The organism is Flavobacterium cauense R2A-7, from assembly GCF_000498475.1.
Taxonomy (GTDB): domain Bacteria; phylum Bacteroidota; class Bacteroidia; order Flavobacteriales; family Flavobacteriaceae; genus Flavobacterium; species Flavobacterium cauense.
In genome coordinates this window covers 363,870-379,446 of the sequence record NZ_AVBI01000019.1, presented here as the reverse complement: position 1 = coordinate 379,446, position 15,577 = coordinate 363,870, and the positions used below count along the sequence as shown (strand labels likewise).

General features: G+C 33.2%; 16 protein-coding genes. 1 reads left to right on the top strand and 15 read right to left on the bottom strand.

Annotation, left to right across the window (positions count from 1 at the left end):
- Window positions 1-8: 8 nt before the first annotated feature.
- The gene (locus FCR2A7T_RS11820; RefSeq protein ID WP_023571533.1) at window positions 9-836 is read right to left on the bottom strand and encodes an SAM hydrolase/SAM-dependent halogenase family protein; all 828 of its coding nucleotides are present in this window, start codon (window positions 834-836) and stop codon (window positions 9-11) included.
- A gap of 97 nt (window positions 837-933) precedes the next feature.
- Here FCR2A7T_RS11820 and FCR2A7T_RS11815 point away from each other — a divergent pair, with 97 nt between their 5' ends.
- Window positions 934-1,884 (top strand): PhoH family protein, encoded by a 951-nt coding sequence (locus FCR2A7T_RS11815; protein WP_023571532.1) that lies wholly within the window; start codon window positions 934-936, stop codon window positions 1,882-1,884.
- A 68-nt stretch (window positions 1,885-1,952) separates the two neighbouring features.
- Here the strand turns inward: FCR2A7T_RS11815 and FCR2A7T_RS11810 are convergent, their stop codons facing one another.
- The 14 genes from FCR2A7T_RS11810 to FCR2A7T_RS11740 form a co-directional block, all read right to left on the bottom strand.
- A complete protein-coding gene (locus FCR2A7T_RS11810; protein ID WP_023571531.1) occupies window positions 1,953-3,182 on the bottom strand; it encodes an alpha/beta hydrolase-fold protein in 1,230 nt (409 codons plus the stop codon).
- Between the two features lie 281 nt (window positions 3,183-3,463).
- Entirely contained in the window at window positions 3,464-4,282 is an 819-nt protein-coding gene (locus FCR2A7T_RS11805; protein WP_035118540.1) for a DUF5694 domain-containing protein, read from the bottom strand.
- Between the two features lie 35 nt (window positions 4,283-4,317).
- Window positions 4,318-5,700, bottom strand: coding sequence for an alginate export family protein (locus tag FCR2A7T_RS11800; RefSeq protein WP_023571530.1), 1,383 nt, complete (start codon window positions 5,698-5,700; stop codon window positions 4,318-4,320).
- 112 nt (window positions 5,701-5,812) lie between these two features.
- Window positions 5,813-6,406: a short chain dehydrogenase gene (locus tag FCR2A7T_RS11795; protein ID WP_023571529.1), complete on the bottom strand. Its 594-nt coding sequence runs from the start codon at window positions 6,404-6,406 to the stop codon at window positions 5,813-5,815.
- Window positions 6,407-6,426: 20 nt separating this feature from the next.
- Window positions 6,427-7,563 carry an NAD(P)/FAD-dependent oxidoreductase gene (locus FCR2A7T_RS11790; RefSeq protein ID WP_316928592.1) on the bottom strand — a complete coding sequence of 379 codons (1,137 nt, stop codon included), beginning with the start codon at window positions 7,561-7,563 and terminating at the stop codon, window positions 6,427-6,429.
- Window positions 7,564-7,607: 44 nt separating this feature from the next.
- Window positions 7,608-8,579, bottom strand: a complete 972-nt coding sequence (locus FCR2A7T_RS11785; RefSeq protein ID WP_023571527.1) for a D-2-hydroxyacid dehydrogenase family protein — start codon at window positions 8,577-8,579, stop codon at window positions 7,608-7,610.
- Between the two features lie 74 nt (window positions 8,580-8,653).
- Window positions 8,654-9,211: a GNAT family N-acetyltransferase gene (locus FCR2A7T_RS11780; RefSeq protein ID WP_035118338.1), complete on the bottom strand. Its 558-nt coding sequence runs from the start codon at window positions 9,209-9,211 to the stop codon at window positions 8,654-8,656.
- Between the two features lie 410 nt (window positions 9,212-9,621).
- Window positions 9,622-10,143 carry a GNAT family N-acetyltransferase gene (locus FCR2A7T_RS11770; protein WP_023571525.1) on the bottom strand — a complete coding sequence of 174 codons (522 nt, stop codon included), beginning with the start codon at window positions 10,141-10,143 and terminating at the stop codon, window positions 9,622-9,624.
- A 111-nt stretch (window positions 10,144-10,254) separates the two neighbouring features.
- Window positions 10,255-10,701 (bottom strand): GNAT family N-acetyltransferase, encoded by a 447-nt coding sequence (locus FCR2A7T_RS11765; RefSeq protein WP_023571524.1) that lies wholly within the window; start codon window positions 10,699-10,701, stop codon window positions 10,255-10,257.
- A gap of 120 nt (window positions 10,702-10,821) precedes the next feature.
- The gene (locus FCR2A7T_RS11760) at window positions 10,822-11,715 is read right to left on the bottom strand and encodes an NAD(P)-dependent alcohol dehydrogenase (protein ID WP_023571523.1); all 894 of its coding nucleotides are present in this window, start codon (window positions 11,713-11,715) and stop codon (window positions 10,822-10,824) included.
- 22 nt (window positions 11,716-11,737) lie between these two features.
- Entirely contained in the window at window positions 11,738-12,568 is an 831-nt protein-coding gene (locus FCR2A7T_RS11755; RefSeq protein ID WP_023571522.1) for a CPBP family intramembrane glutamic endopeptidase, read from the bottom strand.
- Between the two features lie 94 nt (window positions 12,569-12,662).
- The gene (locus tag FCR2A7T_RS11750; protein ID WP_035118336.1) at window positions 12,663-13,523 is read right to left on the bottom strand and encodes a helix-turn-helix domain-containing protein; all 861 of its coding nucleotides are present in this window, start codon (window positions 13,521-13,523) and stop codon (window positions 12,663-12,665) included.
- A gap of 413 nt (window positions 13,524-13,936) precedes the next feature.
- On the bottom strand, window positions 13,937-14,887 hold the full coding sequence (locus FCR2A7T_RS11745; protein ID WP_023571519.1) for a nucleotidyl transferase AbiEii/AbiGii toxin family protein: 951 nt from the start codon (window positions 14,885-14,887) through the stop codon (window positions 13,937-13,939).
- 1 nt (window position 14,888) lies between these two features.
- Window positions 14,889-15,464 (bottom strand): DUF6088 family protein, encoded by a 576-nt coding sequence (locus FCR2A7T_RS11740; protein ID WP_023571518.1) that lies wholly within the window; start codon window positions 15,462-15,464, stop codon window positions 14,889-14,891.
- Window positions 15,465-15,577 lie beyond the last annotated feature (113 nt).

The following is a 15,577-nucleotide window of genomic DNA, read 5'->3' as shown; positions in this document are numbered from 1 at the left end:
TAATTCGGTTATTTATATTGAATAGTTACGACATCTCTGAACTTCAATCCGAGCAGGGAAGTGGCAGAACCTACTGTAGACGGATTGCTTTTATAAATAGCAATTTCCAGAAAGCCTGCTTCGTTAAAAAGTGCCAGACGTTCGCCTTCATAATCTTTCAGTGTAAAGCGTTCGGAGATTTTAAAATCGGAATAACTTTTATGAATGTTTTTGATGGTTTTTGTACCGAATTTCACTTCGAATGGGCGCCCTTTTCCGTTTTCCTGAATCAGTTTTCGGGAAATATTGGTTACGCAATTGCCAAAATGGTCAATATATACCACAGCACCTTTTATGGAATTGAAATCGGAAGCCACAACCGCCTGAAGTTCGTTGATTTCCTTAATTGTTGAAATCTCCTTACCAATTACGCTCATCGCACCGCCTTTGGATAGATGGCAGGCTACTTTTACAAAAACGTCCATATCGGAAGCGCCTTCTGGCAAACGGTCGTGAATGTTGATTTCGACAATCTTCTGCGGAACGATTTTCTGGGTAAGGATGCTCAGAATTCCGTTATCGGCACAAATAAAAAAATGGTCGTTCCATTGCATTGCGATGTGTTTATTCTCTAATGTGCGTTCCGAATCGACTCCAATTAAGTGTACAGAACCTTTCGGAAAACTGTTGTAAGCCGCGTTAATAGTGTAACTCGCTTCGGAAATATTAAACAAATCGACGTTGTGGGAAATATCAATAATCTGTGCCTGAGGATGTTCTGTAATAATCTTACCTTTTAATGCGCCAACAAAGTGGTCTTTCAGGCCAAAATCGGTAGTTAGCGTAATTATTGACATCATTTTGTTTATAACTATTACAGAAAGTTTTTCTAAAATTCACTAGATTTGAGATAATGCAAAGCTAACTTATTTTTTTAATTAAATCCAGCTGCTTTTGAACGAAAGAACCATCGAATTGACAGACATCACTCCGAAAGAGTTTTGGGGTGCTCAAGATTCTCATCTTGAAGTAATTAAAAAATTATATCCGAAATTAAAAATCGTAGCCCGGGGCACGCTGGTGAAAGCCTACGGAGAAAAGGAAATTTTGGACGAGTTTGAAGTACGCTTTAATAGATTAATTGCTCACTTTTCCCGTTACAATTCCATTGATGACAATGTGATTGAACGTATTGTGCAAACCAACAGTCAGGACGAACACCGCATGGCGGATCACGACAAGATTTTGGTACACGGAATAGGAGGAAAGTTAATTAAGGCCATGACGCCCAATCAACAAAAACTGGTTGATTATGTGCATAAAAACGACATGGTATTTGCCGTGGGTCCGGCGGGAACAGGAAAAACCTATACCGGTGTGGCTTTGGCGGTAAAAGCTTTAAAAGAAAAACAGGTAAAACGAATTATTTTAACACGTCCGGCGGTAGAAGCAGGCGAAAATTTAGGATTCCTTCCCGGCGATATGAAGGAAAAACTCGATCCGTACATGCAACCGTTATACGATGCGTTGCGCGATATGTTGCCTCCGCAAACGCTTGAAGATTATATTCTGAAAGGAATTATTCAGATTGCGCCGTTGGCTTTCATGCGCGGACGAACATTGGACAACGCTTTCGTAATTCTGGATGAAGCGCAAAACACAACCCATTCGCAGATGAAAATGTTTTTGACGCGTATGGGAAAAAATGCAAAATTCATTATTACCGGCGATCCGGGTCAGGTGGATTTACCGCGCAGAACAATTTCGGGATTGAAAGAAGCGATTTTAGTACTGAAAGACATCGAAGGCATCGGAATTATTTATCTGGATGATAAAGACATCGTACGCCACAGATTAGTGAAGAAAGTTATTGATGCGTATAAGAGTATTGAAAACCACGATTAATGAAAACTATTGTTTTTAAAAAAAGCCCTTGTAAATTTTTACAAGGGCTTTTTTTGCATAATACTTTTTCATTTTCCCATTTCAAGTTTTTCCAACTTCTTTCTGGTCTCAGGCTGTTCTTTTAGAGATAATGCCTTTTTGAAAAGTTCTATCGCTTTTTTATCGTCTTTTTTCTCAATGTATAAATCACCCATGGAATCATAAACGTTAGCACTAGAAGGGTAATTTTCAATGTTTAAATTAAAAAAGCTATAAGCCTTATCATACTCCTTGTTACTAAGAAAATTATATCCGATATTATTTATCATGTTTTGTGAAGGTAAAACCTGGTAGTTCATCATTTTTGAAACCTTAGCATAATGGTCTTTCACTTGATTTAAAGTAATGCTCTTATCGTTTAAATCTTTTTCAAACTCGTAATCCTTAAAAATAGTGCGAAAAGCATCATATGAAGCAATAACCGGAATGGACACGTGATTATCATTAGGATAGTATTTCCAATCCCAAACCAAATTACTTTTGGCAGCACTTTTAAGGATATCGCGATACTGTAAATTTTCTTTAACATGGGAATTAATATTGGCCTGATCATGCAACACTCTTATTGTATCCATGTCTTTGGCCATAGTGTTTGCTGATGCAAAATAAAGTCTTTTCCCCGAATAGTTGTATGATTTCAATTTTTCAGAAGTTTGCTTCATAACTAGGTGTTTATCCCACCAAATACTTGGATCGATAGCCACATAAGAATCAAAAAGTTCTTTATGATTGAGCAAAATATTAATTACGGTTAGTCCGCCTAGCGAATGGCCTACAAGCATTTTGTAAGGCGCTGGTTTATACGAAGAGTCTATATAGGGAATAAGTTCATCACTTATAAATTTTATAAAATTTTCCCCTCCACCTGACGCTCCCAAAGCTGCTGAATCCTGCTCCCCGTCTGACCAAAAAACAGAATGTGATGGTGTTAAATCACGTAGCCTGTTTGTATTTGCTATTCCAACAATAATCATTTCGGGCATTTTTCCGGCTTTATTTAAATATTCAGCAATGCTACTAAAGGAATTAAAAAACGATGGCCCATCCAGAATATACATTACGGGAAGTTTACTATTATTAGTAGCATTTGAATTGGGCGCATATATCCAAATTTCTCTGTCTTCGTTTAAAATAGTAGAATGTATGGTTTTCTTTATGCCTAAGACAATTTTTTCGACGTTACGATTTGTTTTCTGACTTACTCCATGTAATGGAAAAAGCAACAATAGCATTAATAAGGTTTTTACAATTTTTTTCATATTAAATAAATTTAATTTCTACATAACCGATTAAACGAGAATTCATTAAAAAATCATTATCAACCTGCAAACTTTTACATAAACATCGATATTAAAAAGTTCAATATAATTTCCGGCTTTGACAATTTGCTGAAATCTTATTTCTCATAAAGCCAGCTATTAGTTGCATTGATGTTAACAGTATCCACCTTTTTAACATTTGTAAATTGGCGTTCATTTGTGGCTTTCATTAATTACACTCGAACCTAGATTAGTATATCCAAATTGTTTTTTTTAATGAATTATTTTAAAAATTCATTCACTTTCATAAGCTTATACTCTGGTGATGCGTTAAAAAAAATGTTTAGCAAATTCATATGTCCAGCTCCATAAATGACTACTATTTTATCGGATGGTTTTGTTTCAATTTTTTGAATATTTCTAAAAATTCGTAGATTTCTGTTGAACCACCAACCTGTTGTAAAATCTACTCCAAAGAAATCATTGTCTTTCGTTTGATATTTAAACACACCTATAAAATAATTTCCTAAACTTCTGTTCAAATTATTTTCGTCATTTAACAATTTCAATTGGGCTTTAATCCCTTTTGTTTTAAAAATATCATTCGAAAAGTATGTCAGTGACGAGTCCGGATTCTTATAAAAATAATTTGTGAATTTTTTTGATTCAACGCTATCCTTATCTAAAAGGCTATCGATACTTTTGTAATTCTGTCCCCAATCATTCACACAAAATACTTTTTTCAATTTTAGTTTTTTGGCTAATCTGAAACCAATTTGTTGATATTCTTCCCTATTGAGTTCATAAGTCCCGTTTAGATAACTATTGAAAAGTGAATCAACTTTCAATTGTAACGAAGGATCCACTTCTACAGCAATAATGGTAGGTTTGAATTTTGAAATTTGCTCAACAATATCAATTATTTCCTTTTGATATTTTTGATCAAGAACATCTATTTGATCTTTTTTCTCCGTTTTTTTTATATCTCTGTTATGAAATGCAAAATGAAAAGTGCCTAAGGTTAAAACCTCTTTTTTAACTGCTTGACTAAATACAAAAGTTGTAAAAAGAACAAGTGTAAATGTGAAAACTGTTTTCATTTTAATTATTTTTAATTTATTATTTTTTCGGTGCTTTACCATTTAAATGTTGATTTAAAGGATAAATAAAAAATGTCATTTCCGGTTCCTGTAGCTTTAGGATAACTCCCGGCTTTAAAGTATGAAACATCAATTGCGTATGATAAATTACTTGTTTTCTGATAATTAGTTTCTAAAACGAAATATTCACCTAATGTTTTTTTATCAGTACTGAACAGAGAATTTGGTTTTGGTCTGTTCTGGATCATTCCCGGGGAATATGTCCCGTCCTGATTGCTGTTTCTGGACAGGAAAAAAACCTGCGCCAAGACATTCAGTTTCTGAATCGGATTAATTTTAACATAAGGATTAAGACTAATCATGTTTGTTGCGCCAATTGGAGCTGCCAATCCGTATGCAGGTTTTGCGTAAAGCAGATTATAGGTATTCAGTTTTTTATCGTTAGGATTTTTGTCTCCCGATGCGATATTGGCCGACAAACCAATTATTCCTTTTTTTGAAGGAAGTACGGTTGCATTTATATCGGTTAAAATATTGTAAGCTTCAATTGCTAAGTCATTGAATTTTCCGGTTTGGTAGGCGCCTTCCAATTCAAAGTTAATGATTTTCAGACTAGTAAACAATCGAAAACCACAGGTTTCTCTGTTTTCGAACCCTGTTTGATAATTGTACATTCTGTCTTTTGACTGAAAATTGAACAGATAGTAATCCAATCCGATTTTATGATTGGAAAAATATTGCGTTCCATAAACCCCATATAAACCATCGTGCATACTTTCATCGTCAAAAACGTATTGTTTTGAGAGTACCTTTGAAACCGCTATGAAGTCAAGCGATCCTTTTTTGAATTTACCTTTAACGACAAGTCCATCAAATGCTAGTCTTGTATTAGGGCCTTCTCTTACAGTAATCAAACGATGATTCCCATAATACATTTCCTGATGTCCTAAACGGAAATTCCATTTCTTTAGCTTTAATTCGGCAAATGCCTGATGAAGACTCAGTTGGTTTTCGTCGATTTCAGGTATTATGGGATTATCATTAAAAAATCGTAATGTACTGTTCAATTGAATAAAAAACCTGAAATGATTCCCTAATTCGATATCAGTATGCACCATCGAACGATGCCAAAGTTGATTAACGTATGTATCCGAATAAGTTGGAGGCACATCTCCAAAGTTAAGATTATCATACACTTGAAATTGTTCGCGTAATTCGCCTCCAAAAGAAACATAGTTGTTACCTCCTAACGAAATGTATTTTAATTTATCAATTCCTCTTTTTAATGTGTCCTCTTTCAATATGGTAAAGTCGTCTTCATAGCGCATCAAACTTATTTTGTTTTGAGCGAATGACTGGGGAATTAATATGATAAACAATAATACTGTTACATACAGTATCGGATTTATTTTATTCATGTTTTTTGATTTTTTTGATGATTGATACTCCGATTTGCCTCACATTATTTGGTTAAATTTGAAATGGCCATTAAAAATGCGGTTAATGGCCATTAAAACTATTGTGTTGCGATTATGGTTTAATTACATGTCCGGTAACTTTACCGAATACGCTTTTTCGGAACATGAATTCCAATTGACGCATTGTTGTTGGAATTTCTCCCGGAAAATAAGGGAAATACTGTGGTGAATTTTCGATTACCGTTGGGCTGATTGCGTTGATACGGACACCATTTTCCAATTCGATTGCAGCAGCACGAACAAAACCTTCTACGGCACCGTTAGCAGCAGAGGCATTGGCGAAGTTTACCTGAGGTTCATGTGTTAGAGCACCCGTTATTAAGCTGAAAGACCCTTTTGGATTAATGTACTTTTGACCAATTAAAACCAAATTGATTTGTCCCATCATTTTACCTTCGACACCATTTCGGAAGGTTTCATTATTTAATTTACTCCAAGGTCCCACGAATGTTGGCCCCGCAGTTGAAATTAAAGCATCAAACGAACCAATTTGTTTGAACATGTTTTCGATGGATTCCGGTGAAGTAATATCCACATCAATATCAGTGTCTTTAGAAGCTGCTTTAATGATATCATGTTCATTTTCTAAAGCTTTTACTAAAAATTTGCCCATTGTGCCTGTAGCACCTACAATAATAATTTTCATCTTTTTTTGTTTATTTGTTATTAAAATCTTTCAAAAATCATTTCTTTATTTACCATCATCCCTGCTGTTGTTCCTGTCGATACAGCATTTGCGACGGTTCTTATTTTCGATATTAGGTCACCGCAAGCATAAACTCCGTCAACTGAAGTTTTCATTGTTGCATCTGTTTTAAGATACCCTTCATCGGTTATTTCACAACCCAATTCTGAAGGTATTTTGGAGTTTTGTTCGAAAGGAGTTCGGGTATAAATTGCTTTTACCATAGCTTTTTCACCATTTTTGAAAACGATATTTTCGACATAGCCTTTTTCATGTTCTATACTTTCAATTTCCGTTTCAACAATTTTTATATTGCGGTTTTGAAGTTTAGAAGTTTGCTCCGGAGTTAGAGTGGAGGCACCATTGGTGAAAATGGTTAAGTCATTTGTCCAATTGGAAATTAATTTGCCAAATTCAAAAGCATATTCTCCATTACCAAGAATTCCGGTTTGCTGATTTTTAACTTCATAACCATGACAATAAGGACAATGCAGTACTGAGATTCCCCAGCATTCTGAAAATCCGTCTATATTTGGCAGTATATCTTTTATTCCGGATGCGAATATTAATTTGTCTGAAGTGAAAATTTCTTTTGATTCCAGTTCAATTTTAAAGCTTTTATGTAGTTTGGTTCCTTTTTCCACTATTCCGCTATGAAAAGAAACGGAACCGTATTTAAGCACTTGTGTTTTAGCAATGTTTGAAATTTCGGAAGGCTTTTTCCCGTCTTGAGTTAAAAAATTATGCGAATGAGGGGTTTGTCTGTTGCAGGGTTTGTTGCTGTCGATTATTAAAACCGTTTTTAAAGCTCTTCCCAAAGCCATTCCTGCTGCCAAACCAGAATAACTACCGCCAATAATAATAACGTCATAGTGTTTATACTTTTCCATACTGTCGTGATTTAAAAAATTTGTAAAGTTTGTTGGTAAAGAAAATGCTGTGATAGCCAAGCTGCTTATTTTTACAAATTGCCGTCTGCTGTATGCTTTTCTTTCTCTCATTTTTTTTCTTGTTTGCTTATACAAAGTTACCGTCAGCAGCAGAGAAAGAGATAGGACAAAAATTGAGTAGAATGGTACTTCTATTAAGTTCTGATATTGATAAAAAAAAACAATCACATATATGCGTGATTGTTTTATGAAAATTGAAGTAATACTATTGTTTACGGTTTATCCAATATTTCTGCGTTTGCAATATTTGTAGGATTACCGTTTATGTAATTCATAACATTTTCAAAAGCCTTTCTAAAATATAATTCATACCCTTCTTTTTCAACGTAACCTAAATGGGGAGTACAAATAACATTTGGCATTTTTAATAATTCGAACTGGCTATCATATATGGGTTCGTTTTCATAAACATCTATACCGGCATAAATGTTTTTCCTTTTTTTCAGGGTATTCAATAAAGCATTGGGCTCTATTAATTCAGCTCTTGCCGCATTTACTAAAACCGCATTTTCTTTCATGCTTGCCAAATCGGATGCTGTTACAATGCCTAAAGTATTTTCATTAAGCCGCAAGTGGAGTGTGATGATATCGGCATTTTTGAAAAAAAAATCTTTTGAATTTGCTGCTTCAAAACCATCTTCAACAGCTTTGTTTCTGGAAATTTCACTTCCCCAAACTAAAACATTTGCGCCAAAGGCTTTTGCATATTGTGCCATTCTCTGACCAATTTTTCCATAGCCCCAAATACCAATTGTTTTTCCATAGACGGTTGAACCGATTGTGGTTTGCCATTTTCCTTGTTTCATTCCTTCAATGGCTTGGGGGATTTGTCTGACAGTATTCATGAGTAATGCCCATGCTAATTCTGCCGGAGCAATAGGGGAGCCAACGCCTTCTGCCACTGCAACTTTATGGTTGGTGCAGGCATTTAAATCCAAATGATTTGAAATTTTACCGGTTTGACTGATTAATTTAAGATTGGGTAATTTATTCAGAAGTTCAGCTGTAATTTCGGTTCGTTCTCTTATCAAAACAAGAATTACAGTGTTTTTAAGCGTATCGGCTAAAACATTTATGTCTTTTTCGGTAGAATTAAGAATTTCAACATTTTGATTTTGTAATAAGTCAAAACATTTAAGTTCTTGAACCGCGTTTTGATAGTCGTCTAAAATTGTAATTTTCATAAATTCTTTGTTACGATTAGGCTAAAAATAAATGCTTGCTAAATTTAGTTGGTAATGACTATTTTAGTGAAATGTTATTGATTGCTCAACTCTAACCAATCCTTTTTTAACATTGCATATTGATATTCACTTCCCCATTTCCCTTTGAAGAAAATATTCTCAATAAAATGACCTTCTTTTTTAAAACCAATGTTTTCCAAGAGTTTAATTGAAGCTTCATTTTCTACATCAACAATTTCTGTAACCCTGTGAAAATCCTCCAGATTAAACAAAAAATTTAATATTCCGATTAGAGCTTCTTTTGCATAACCATTTCTTTGTTGCTTGTGGGAAATTGTGATTCCGATTTCAGCCAACCTCAAATCGTATTGGTCTAATTTTATGGCACAATCTCCAATTAAATGTCTGGTATTTTTATTTTCAATTCCATATTGAACCCATTGACCAGGAAAACCAAATTTTTTATTTTTTTGTTGCGAAATAAATTCGACCGATTGTTCTATAGTAAAAACATCGAAACCCTGATACTTTGTAACTTCAGGATTCGAACGATAATCAAAAAAATCATCGAGATCGGCATCTTTTAAATTTCTGATTCTGAGCCTTTCGGTTTCAATTACTAATTGTTTCATTTTTTTGAGTTTTTGTTTGCTATTTTCTGTAGTACGGTATCAACAAACGGAACTCCGATAAAAACAATCCACGGAACCAATGTAATTGTTAGTATTAATGTTCTTATATACAGCGGAAATATTGTGAGCTGTTCCCCAAAAAAGAATAAAAAGGCCGTTATCGAAGGATAAATTACTGCCCATATTTTTAATGATGCTATTACTTTCATTTTTGTTTTCATGTGTAAATTAATTTAAGTTATTGTTAAACAAATTTACATTTCATAGGGACAGAATAAGTAGGACAAATATTCACTTTCATGGGATAATAATGTAATTATATTATCAATTGATGTACAATTAAAAAGTACAGTTTACATGAAGCAACATTCTTGTTTAAATTACTAAATTACTTTAAGTTTTGACTATAATTATTGTTTTGTTTTTGATGGTAGTTCAAATTCTATATCATTGTCATTGTCCGTTAGAAACTTAATTTGTATGAAGCCAACCCTTTCAAGAAGTCTTATTGCTTTCTGATTTTGTTGGCTGGTTATAGCCATAATTCGTTTTAATCCAATATCATTTAATCCAAAGTCAATTGCTAATAACATTGCAGAAGTCATAAATCCCTGCCCACGATATTGAGGTAATAAAACGCAGCCTAGTTCCCCTTCATCTTTGTTAAAACCACGATAGAATCCACAAGTACCGACAATTTTATTAGACTGGTTGTCAATAATTCCCCAATGAATAGAGTCTCCTTTATCATAATCCGCATTAATTTTTGAATTCATTTCTATTGCTTGCTCCAAAGTTGTTGCCTGAATAGCGTCATAATATGAAATTTCTATTAGGTCATTAATATCTGAATTCTGAATCTGTCGTAATAATATTTTTTCATTTGAAACAGTGGGGAAAGTAGAATAAGGGGGTGTATTAATTTTATTCATTACTATATATCTATTTATATTTTAATTTACATGGTTATTTTGGCATAACAACTTACTACTAGATTGCATAAAACCATTGTCATCAGTTGTTGTTTATATTTAGCTATATTGTTAATGTTTATAAACATTAGAATCAAAAAGTTCCATATAGATTTCTGGTTTAGGTAATTTTTTAAAACCATACTTTTCATAAAGCCAATCAGCAGTTGAAGTCAACAAAATCCAACGCCTTAAGCCTTGTAAATTTGGGTGTTCCATTACAGCTTTCATTAATTTTTTTGAAAGCCCTTGTCCACGGTAATTATCTAAAACATAAATATCACCTAAATAAGCAATAGTTGAAAAGTCCGATATTACTCTTGCAAACCCGATTTGGCTATGGTTGTGAAATAGTCCGAAGTTTAGAGAATTGTCAATAGAAGTTTTTACTCTATCAAAAGGGATACCGTTACTCCAACCTGAATAGTTGGATAGGAAGTCGTGGATTGCATCAATATCCATTTTTGATTTGTCTGTCGTGATTGTAAAGTTGTCAAAAGCAATTTCAATAATTTCCATTTCGTACTATTTTATTATTCATTTCTATCTAGCCATTTTGATCACAATGACTGCTGAATTAATATCTCCAAATTCGCCTTTCCTAAATTTGTATTATCAACCATTTGTAAATACTAAAATTTAAGTAATATTGATTACCACGTTACCTTTTTTATGAAATTTTTCCACATAAGAATGAGCTTCTCTAATTTGATTTAGGTTATATTTTTTGTCAATTACCGGGACTAATTTTCCTTTCTCGATTATATCCCTGATAAATTTTAAATCGCCTTTTTTATTTTTTGCCGATCCTGAAACAGAAACATATTTACCTTTTGAATTTAAAAGTTTTTTCGAATTTGTTTTTGAAATTTTTCCGACTGCATCAAAAATTATATCAAATTTCTCTTGAGTTTCATAAATATCTTGCGTTGTGTAATCAAGAACTTTATCTGCTCCGAGTGATTTTACCAAATCTAAATTTGTTGGTCCACATACAGCAGTAACAATAGTATTAAAATATTTTGCGAGTTGAATAGCATAAGTTCCAACACTACCAGAAGCTCCATATATTAATATATTCTGATTTTCTTTTATGCCTGCTTTGCGCAAAAACTTTAAAGCTGTGAGCGTTCCAAGTGGTAAAACAGCAGCTTCTTCAAAAGTGAAATTTGAAGGCATTAATTCGACCTCTTCATTAATAGATAGTACTTTATATTCAGCATAGGCGCCAAATTTGTACCCACAAAAAGCAAATACATTATCTCCTTTTTTAAATTTTGTTATTTCTGAACCGACTTCTTCAATAGTTCCGGCTAATTCAAAACCTAAAATTTTCACTTTTTTAGGTCTAAACACCCCATTGAACAACCTAACAAGGAAAGGATCTGCTTTTCGCATTCTCCAATCACCTGCTGTAACCGAAGTGGAATGAATCTTTATCAAAATTTCGTTTTCTTTAGTAGTAGGCTTGTCAATATCTTTTAATTGAAGTACTTCTGGGGAACCATATTTTTCATAAATAACGGCTTTCATTATCAATTAGTTTTAACAACGATTAAACAATGTCCTTAGAAGAAGGCTTCCATTTGTAAAGTAATACGACAGTAATTATTACGCAAGCCAATCCGGGCAAACTCGCTTCAAGTCCGAAATCACTTCCTGTAAGCCACTCGGGTGCAGGTTGGAAAGTTGGTTTTAAGAGACTGTATTCGTTATGGCCACTTACTCCAAAACCAAGTACAGTTCCCTGTACCCAATTTGACATAAAATGAAGGCCAATTGGCATTGCTAAACTTTTGGTTTTTAAATAGGCAAAGCCAAACATTATTGAAGCAATAAAAATGTTTACAGATGCTAATAATTTAATATTGCCAGTCATTCCCGGATTATTCATGTGTGTTAATAAAAAATAAGCCGCTAACAATAACTGTGCACCCCAAATTCCTAACCAATCTTTGGTACGTTGAAAAAGAAAGCCTCTGAAAAGAAATTCTTCAGCGACTGCTACACATAATGTTAAAGCAGTAGTTGTTATAAAAGAATTCCAATCCCATTTGTAAAAATTCCAGTTCAATTGACCGCTTATGCTCAATATTAAAGCAGGTAACAACATTAAAGCAGCACCGATACCCATTCCCCTGAGCAGATTTTCCAGCCATACTTTATTGAACTCGCCTGTTAATTCGGATACTGGTTTTTTTCTGAAAAATTGACATATTAAAGTAGTAACCAACACTATAATCACCTGATGATACATGGTAATATCCCATTCGTAGGCTTGAGAAATAAAAACCATTGGAATCGTTAATGATGCTAATACCAAGAAAAAGATAATAATCCACCAAACATTTCTAATTTGACCTTTTTTGTTTTTGAATGCGTTCATTTTTTAAATTTTAATTTTACATATCAATTAATTAAGTCAAAATTAAAGTCAATTCAGGGAATGATTATAGGATAAAAGTGGAATTGAATGGTGTTTAATTTGAATTATGTCGGTAATTATCAGGAGAATAGCCGGTATGTTTTTTGAAAAATCGGATAAAGTAAGAAACATCATCATAGCCTAAATGATAAGCAATTTGATTAACCTGATTTGCTGTAGCTAATAGATTTCTTTTGGCTTCCAGAATAATATATTCATTAATTAAATCGGATGCGTTTTTATTTAATGCAGATTTTGTGATAGCGTTGAGCTGATAGGAGGTAAGGTTAAGCATTTCTGCATATTGTGACACTTGTTTGTGGGTTACAAAATTATCTTCTACTAAATCTAAGAACTTTTCAAGTTTTTCCTGTTTGTATGGATTGCCCTGATGAAATTCTTTATTTGTTTTGTTTCGATGTCTTATCAGTTCAATAAAAAAAATACTAAGGTTAGCCTGAATAACGGTATTATAGTCATCATATTTGTTGGTATATTCATCATTGATATAGTCAAGAATTTTAGTTAGTTTTTCAAATTTTAAGGAATTAAGTTGACAAAAATTTAAATGATTTACTTTTCTAAGCAGCATTTTGGATAAATTTTCCGTGGAAAAACAAAATTCCTTATTAAACTGTAAAATATAACCTTTACTTCCTGTCTTAATGTTTAGTCGATGAACTTGTCCCGGTTTCATTAAAAAGACAGAATAATCATTAATGGGATAATTGATAAAATCGATTTCATGAAAACCACTGCCTTTTAAAAAAAAGAGAATTAAGTAAAAATCATGTCTGTGAAGATCCTGATCCAAATCTTTGTCTTTAGTTAATTCTTCAATACTTCGAATTGTAAAATTACCTATCAAACCCGGTTCTTGATTATTGCTAATATGTTTTATAGGTATGTCTTTCATATAGGAGAAGTAAAAGCAGTATTAAATTTAGCCCAATTAAAGCAATAATACAAATAATATGAATAAGGTTTCAAATGAAAATTTGGTGTTGTTCGCATATAAAAATACTTTTACAACTACTATTTCAAAATATCTGAAAATTTTTGGTAATACCAAAATAGAAAACCCGAAACTTTCGTTTCGGGTTTTCTTTGCGGAGAAAGAGGGAATTGTATTCCATTTCTAATGCGTTGATATATAAGGTTTATATATATTTTTCCTATTTTAGGGTCTCGCTTTTGCTCCTCATTTCTGAGTTGCAAATTTTGAAATCTTACTAAGCAAATATAATGAATTAAAAATTACTATCAAAAATTGATTGAAAAATAGATGTTCAATGGCTGAACATGATAGTTTATATTCTTCAAATTTGCTTATATTTTTTCAACCCATTTACCGATTTCAGCAAGTAGTTCGTTAAAGTCAGGTTGACCTTTGTAGTACAGTTTAGCTGTTTTTTTATAGCGTTCTATAAATCGCTCCCTAAGCTCTGGGTTATTAAGTAAAAAAGCTTCATTTTTAGCAATGGGTATTTCATAGTCTTGGGAAGGAAAGCGAGCTGCTTTATGTTTTTGATATTCTTCTGTACCTATGAATGCTTTAACTGTATCATCATGTAACAAACTATAGACATCATAATACTGGCGCATTAAATTTTGTCGCTCTTCTTTGTCTTCCTGTTCCTGTCTAAATTTGGTTGCAATAGTCTGCAATTTTTCAACAAAAGTGTAGCCAATGTAATAGCAGGCAATATCTACAGCACGATTGTCGATTATATCTACACCTTGTTGAACAGCTTTGTCATACGCCCAAGAAGAAATTGTTAGTGGATTGTTAGGTGTTACTGTGTCAAATCCAACCTCTAATAATATACCTTCTTTAACTCCATCAATGGCATCGGTTTTACTATCATAATGCAATCTTATCCCACCGCTACGATATTGTCTTTTGTCATCAAAATCTTCATCTCTTTTTACAGATATGATTCCGTCTACTTTTATTTCATTTGCCAACCCATCGTAAAAGTCTTTTCTTTTTTGAATATTTCTGGGTTTATTGTTGTTTGGATTTTCATTTATTTCCATTTCAACGGGTGGCTTAATATGGATGTCAATATCTTCGGAGAAACGGTGTATGATTCCATACCCTTTGGATAAGGAAGTACCTCCTTTGAGTTCGAATTTAAACCCCTGCAATTTTAGTCCGTATAACACATGCATAATCCAATAGTCTTTTTCGACTAGACCGGATTCAATATTTAATTCTACTCCTACAATACGGAGCAAATCACGAAAGTTTTTATGGTTGTGTAAGTAGTCAGACATATTATACTGTGATAACAGTTTCTAACATTTTTTTTGCTTTGATGCTGCCATATTCCAAAAGTGTTTTTCTTAGTTTTTTAGCATCCATTGTTTTTGCTTTGGAACGCACTTTTAACATTACTTCTTTTGGGTCTTCAGCCAACTGGTCTAGGTTGTTTAACAAATCTACCAATAAAAACTCAGTTGTTACTTTGTTTGGGAAATGAGGTTTTACCCTAAATGAAAACGTCATACCACCAAGGTTAAAATCCCCATGACGTTTATGATTGTAAACCGTTTTACCATTGTATAGTTGAGTAGTTCCTACACCCAATGTGTTATATGCATTTAAGGAAGTTACTAGAAAACGTTTGTCTTTCAGAAAAGAACGCACCAACACTTCTTCTTCGGGAGGTGTCTCTCCAAAGACAGTTACTTCAGGATAATAGTATAAGCCTTGTGATAGCTTTTGCAAAGTGCCTTCCTGTACCAACTCATCTAAATGACGGTCAACGGACTTTGACCACTTGGACAAATCAGCCCTGCGGTATACTTTTCCTCGTTTTAAATGTTTTTTTAATTCCTGTAACTTATTCATGAGTACAAAGTTAGCAAATAATATTTAATTGCATATATTTTTATTGAAAATTCATGCAATATTGCTTTTTGTATAGCCCTATTTTACTTTTATTGTCTTATGATAATGTAAAA

Excerpts from the sequence above, each read along its gene's own strand:
- FCR2A7T_RS11820 (WP_023571533.1), bottom strand. The coding sequence starts at position 836 with ATGTCAATAATTACGCTAACTACCGATTTTGGCCTGAAAGACCACTTT.
- FCR2A7T_RS11810 (WP_023571531.1), bottom strand. The coding sequence starts at position 3,182 with ATGAAAAAAATTGTAAAAACCTTATTAATGCTATTGTTGCTTTTTCCA.
- FCR2A7T_RS11805 (WP_035118540.1), bottom strand. The coding sequence starts at position 4,282 with ATGAAAACAGTTTTCACATTTACACTTGTTCTTTTTACAACTTTTGTA.
- FCR2A7T_RS11800 (WP_023571530.1), bottom strand. The coding sequence starts at position 5,700 with ATGAATAAAATAAATCCGATACTGTATGTAACAGTATTATTGTTTATC.
- FCR2A7T_RS11795 (WP_023571529.1), bottom strand. The coding sequence starts at position 6,406 with ATGAAAATTATTATTGTAGGTGCTACAGGCACAATGGGCAAATTTTTA.
- FCR2A7T_RS11785 (WP_023571527.1), bottom strand. The coding sequence starts at position 8,579 with ATGAAAATTACAATTTTAGACGACTATCAAAACGCGGTTCAAGAACTT.
- FCR2A7T_RS11780 (WP_035118338.1), bottom strand. The coding sequence starts at position 9,211 with ATGAAACAATTAGTAATTGAAACCGAAAGGCTCAGAATCAGAAATTTA.
- FCR2A7T_RS11770 (WP_023571525.1), bottom strand. The coding sequence starts at position 10,143 with ATGAATAAAATTAATACACCCCCTTATTCTACTTTCCCCACTGTTTCA.
- FCR2A7T_RS11765 (WP_023571524.1), bottom strand. The coding sequence starts at position 10,701 with ATGGAAATTATTGAAATTGCTTTTGACAACTTTACAATCACGACAGAC.
- FCR2A7T_RS11760 (WP_023571523.1), bottom strand. The coding sequence starts at position 11,715 with ATGAAAGCCGTTATTTATGAAAAATATGGTTCCCCAGAAGTACTTCAA.
- FCR2A7T_RS11755 (WP_023571522.1), bottom strand. The coding sequence starts at position 12,568 with ATGAACGCATTCAAAAACAAAAAAGGTCAAATTAGAAATGTTTGGTGG.
- FCR2A7T_RS11750 (WP_035118336.1), bottom strand. The coding sequence starts at position 13,523 with ATGAAAGACATACCTATAAAACATATTAGCAATAATCAAGAACCGGGT.
- FCR2A7T_RS11745 (WP_023571519.1), bottom strand. The coding sequence starts at position 14,887 with ATGTCTGACTACTTACACAACCATAAAAACTTTCGTGATTTGCTCCGT.
- FCR2A7T_RS11740 (WP_023571518.1), bottom strand. The coding sequence starts at position 15,464 with ATGAATAAGTTACAGGAATTAAAAAAACATTTAAAACGAGGAAAAGTA.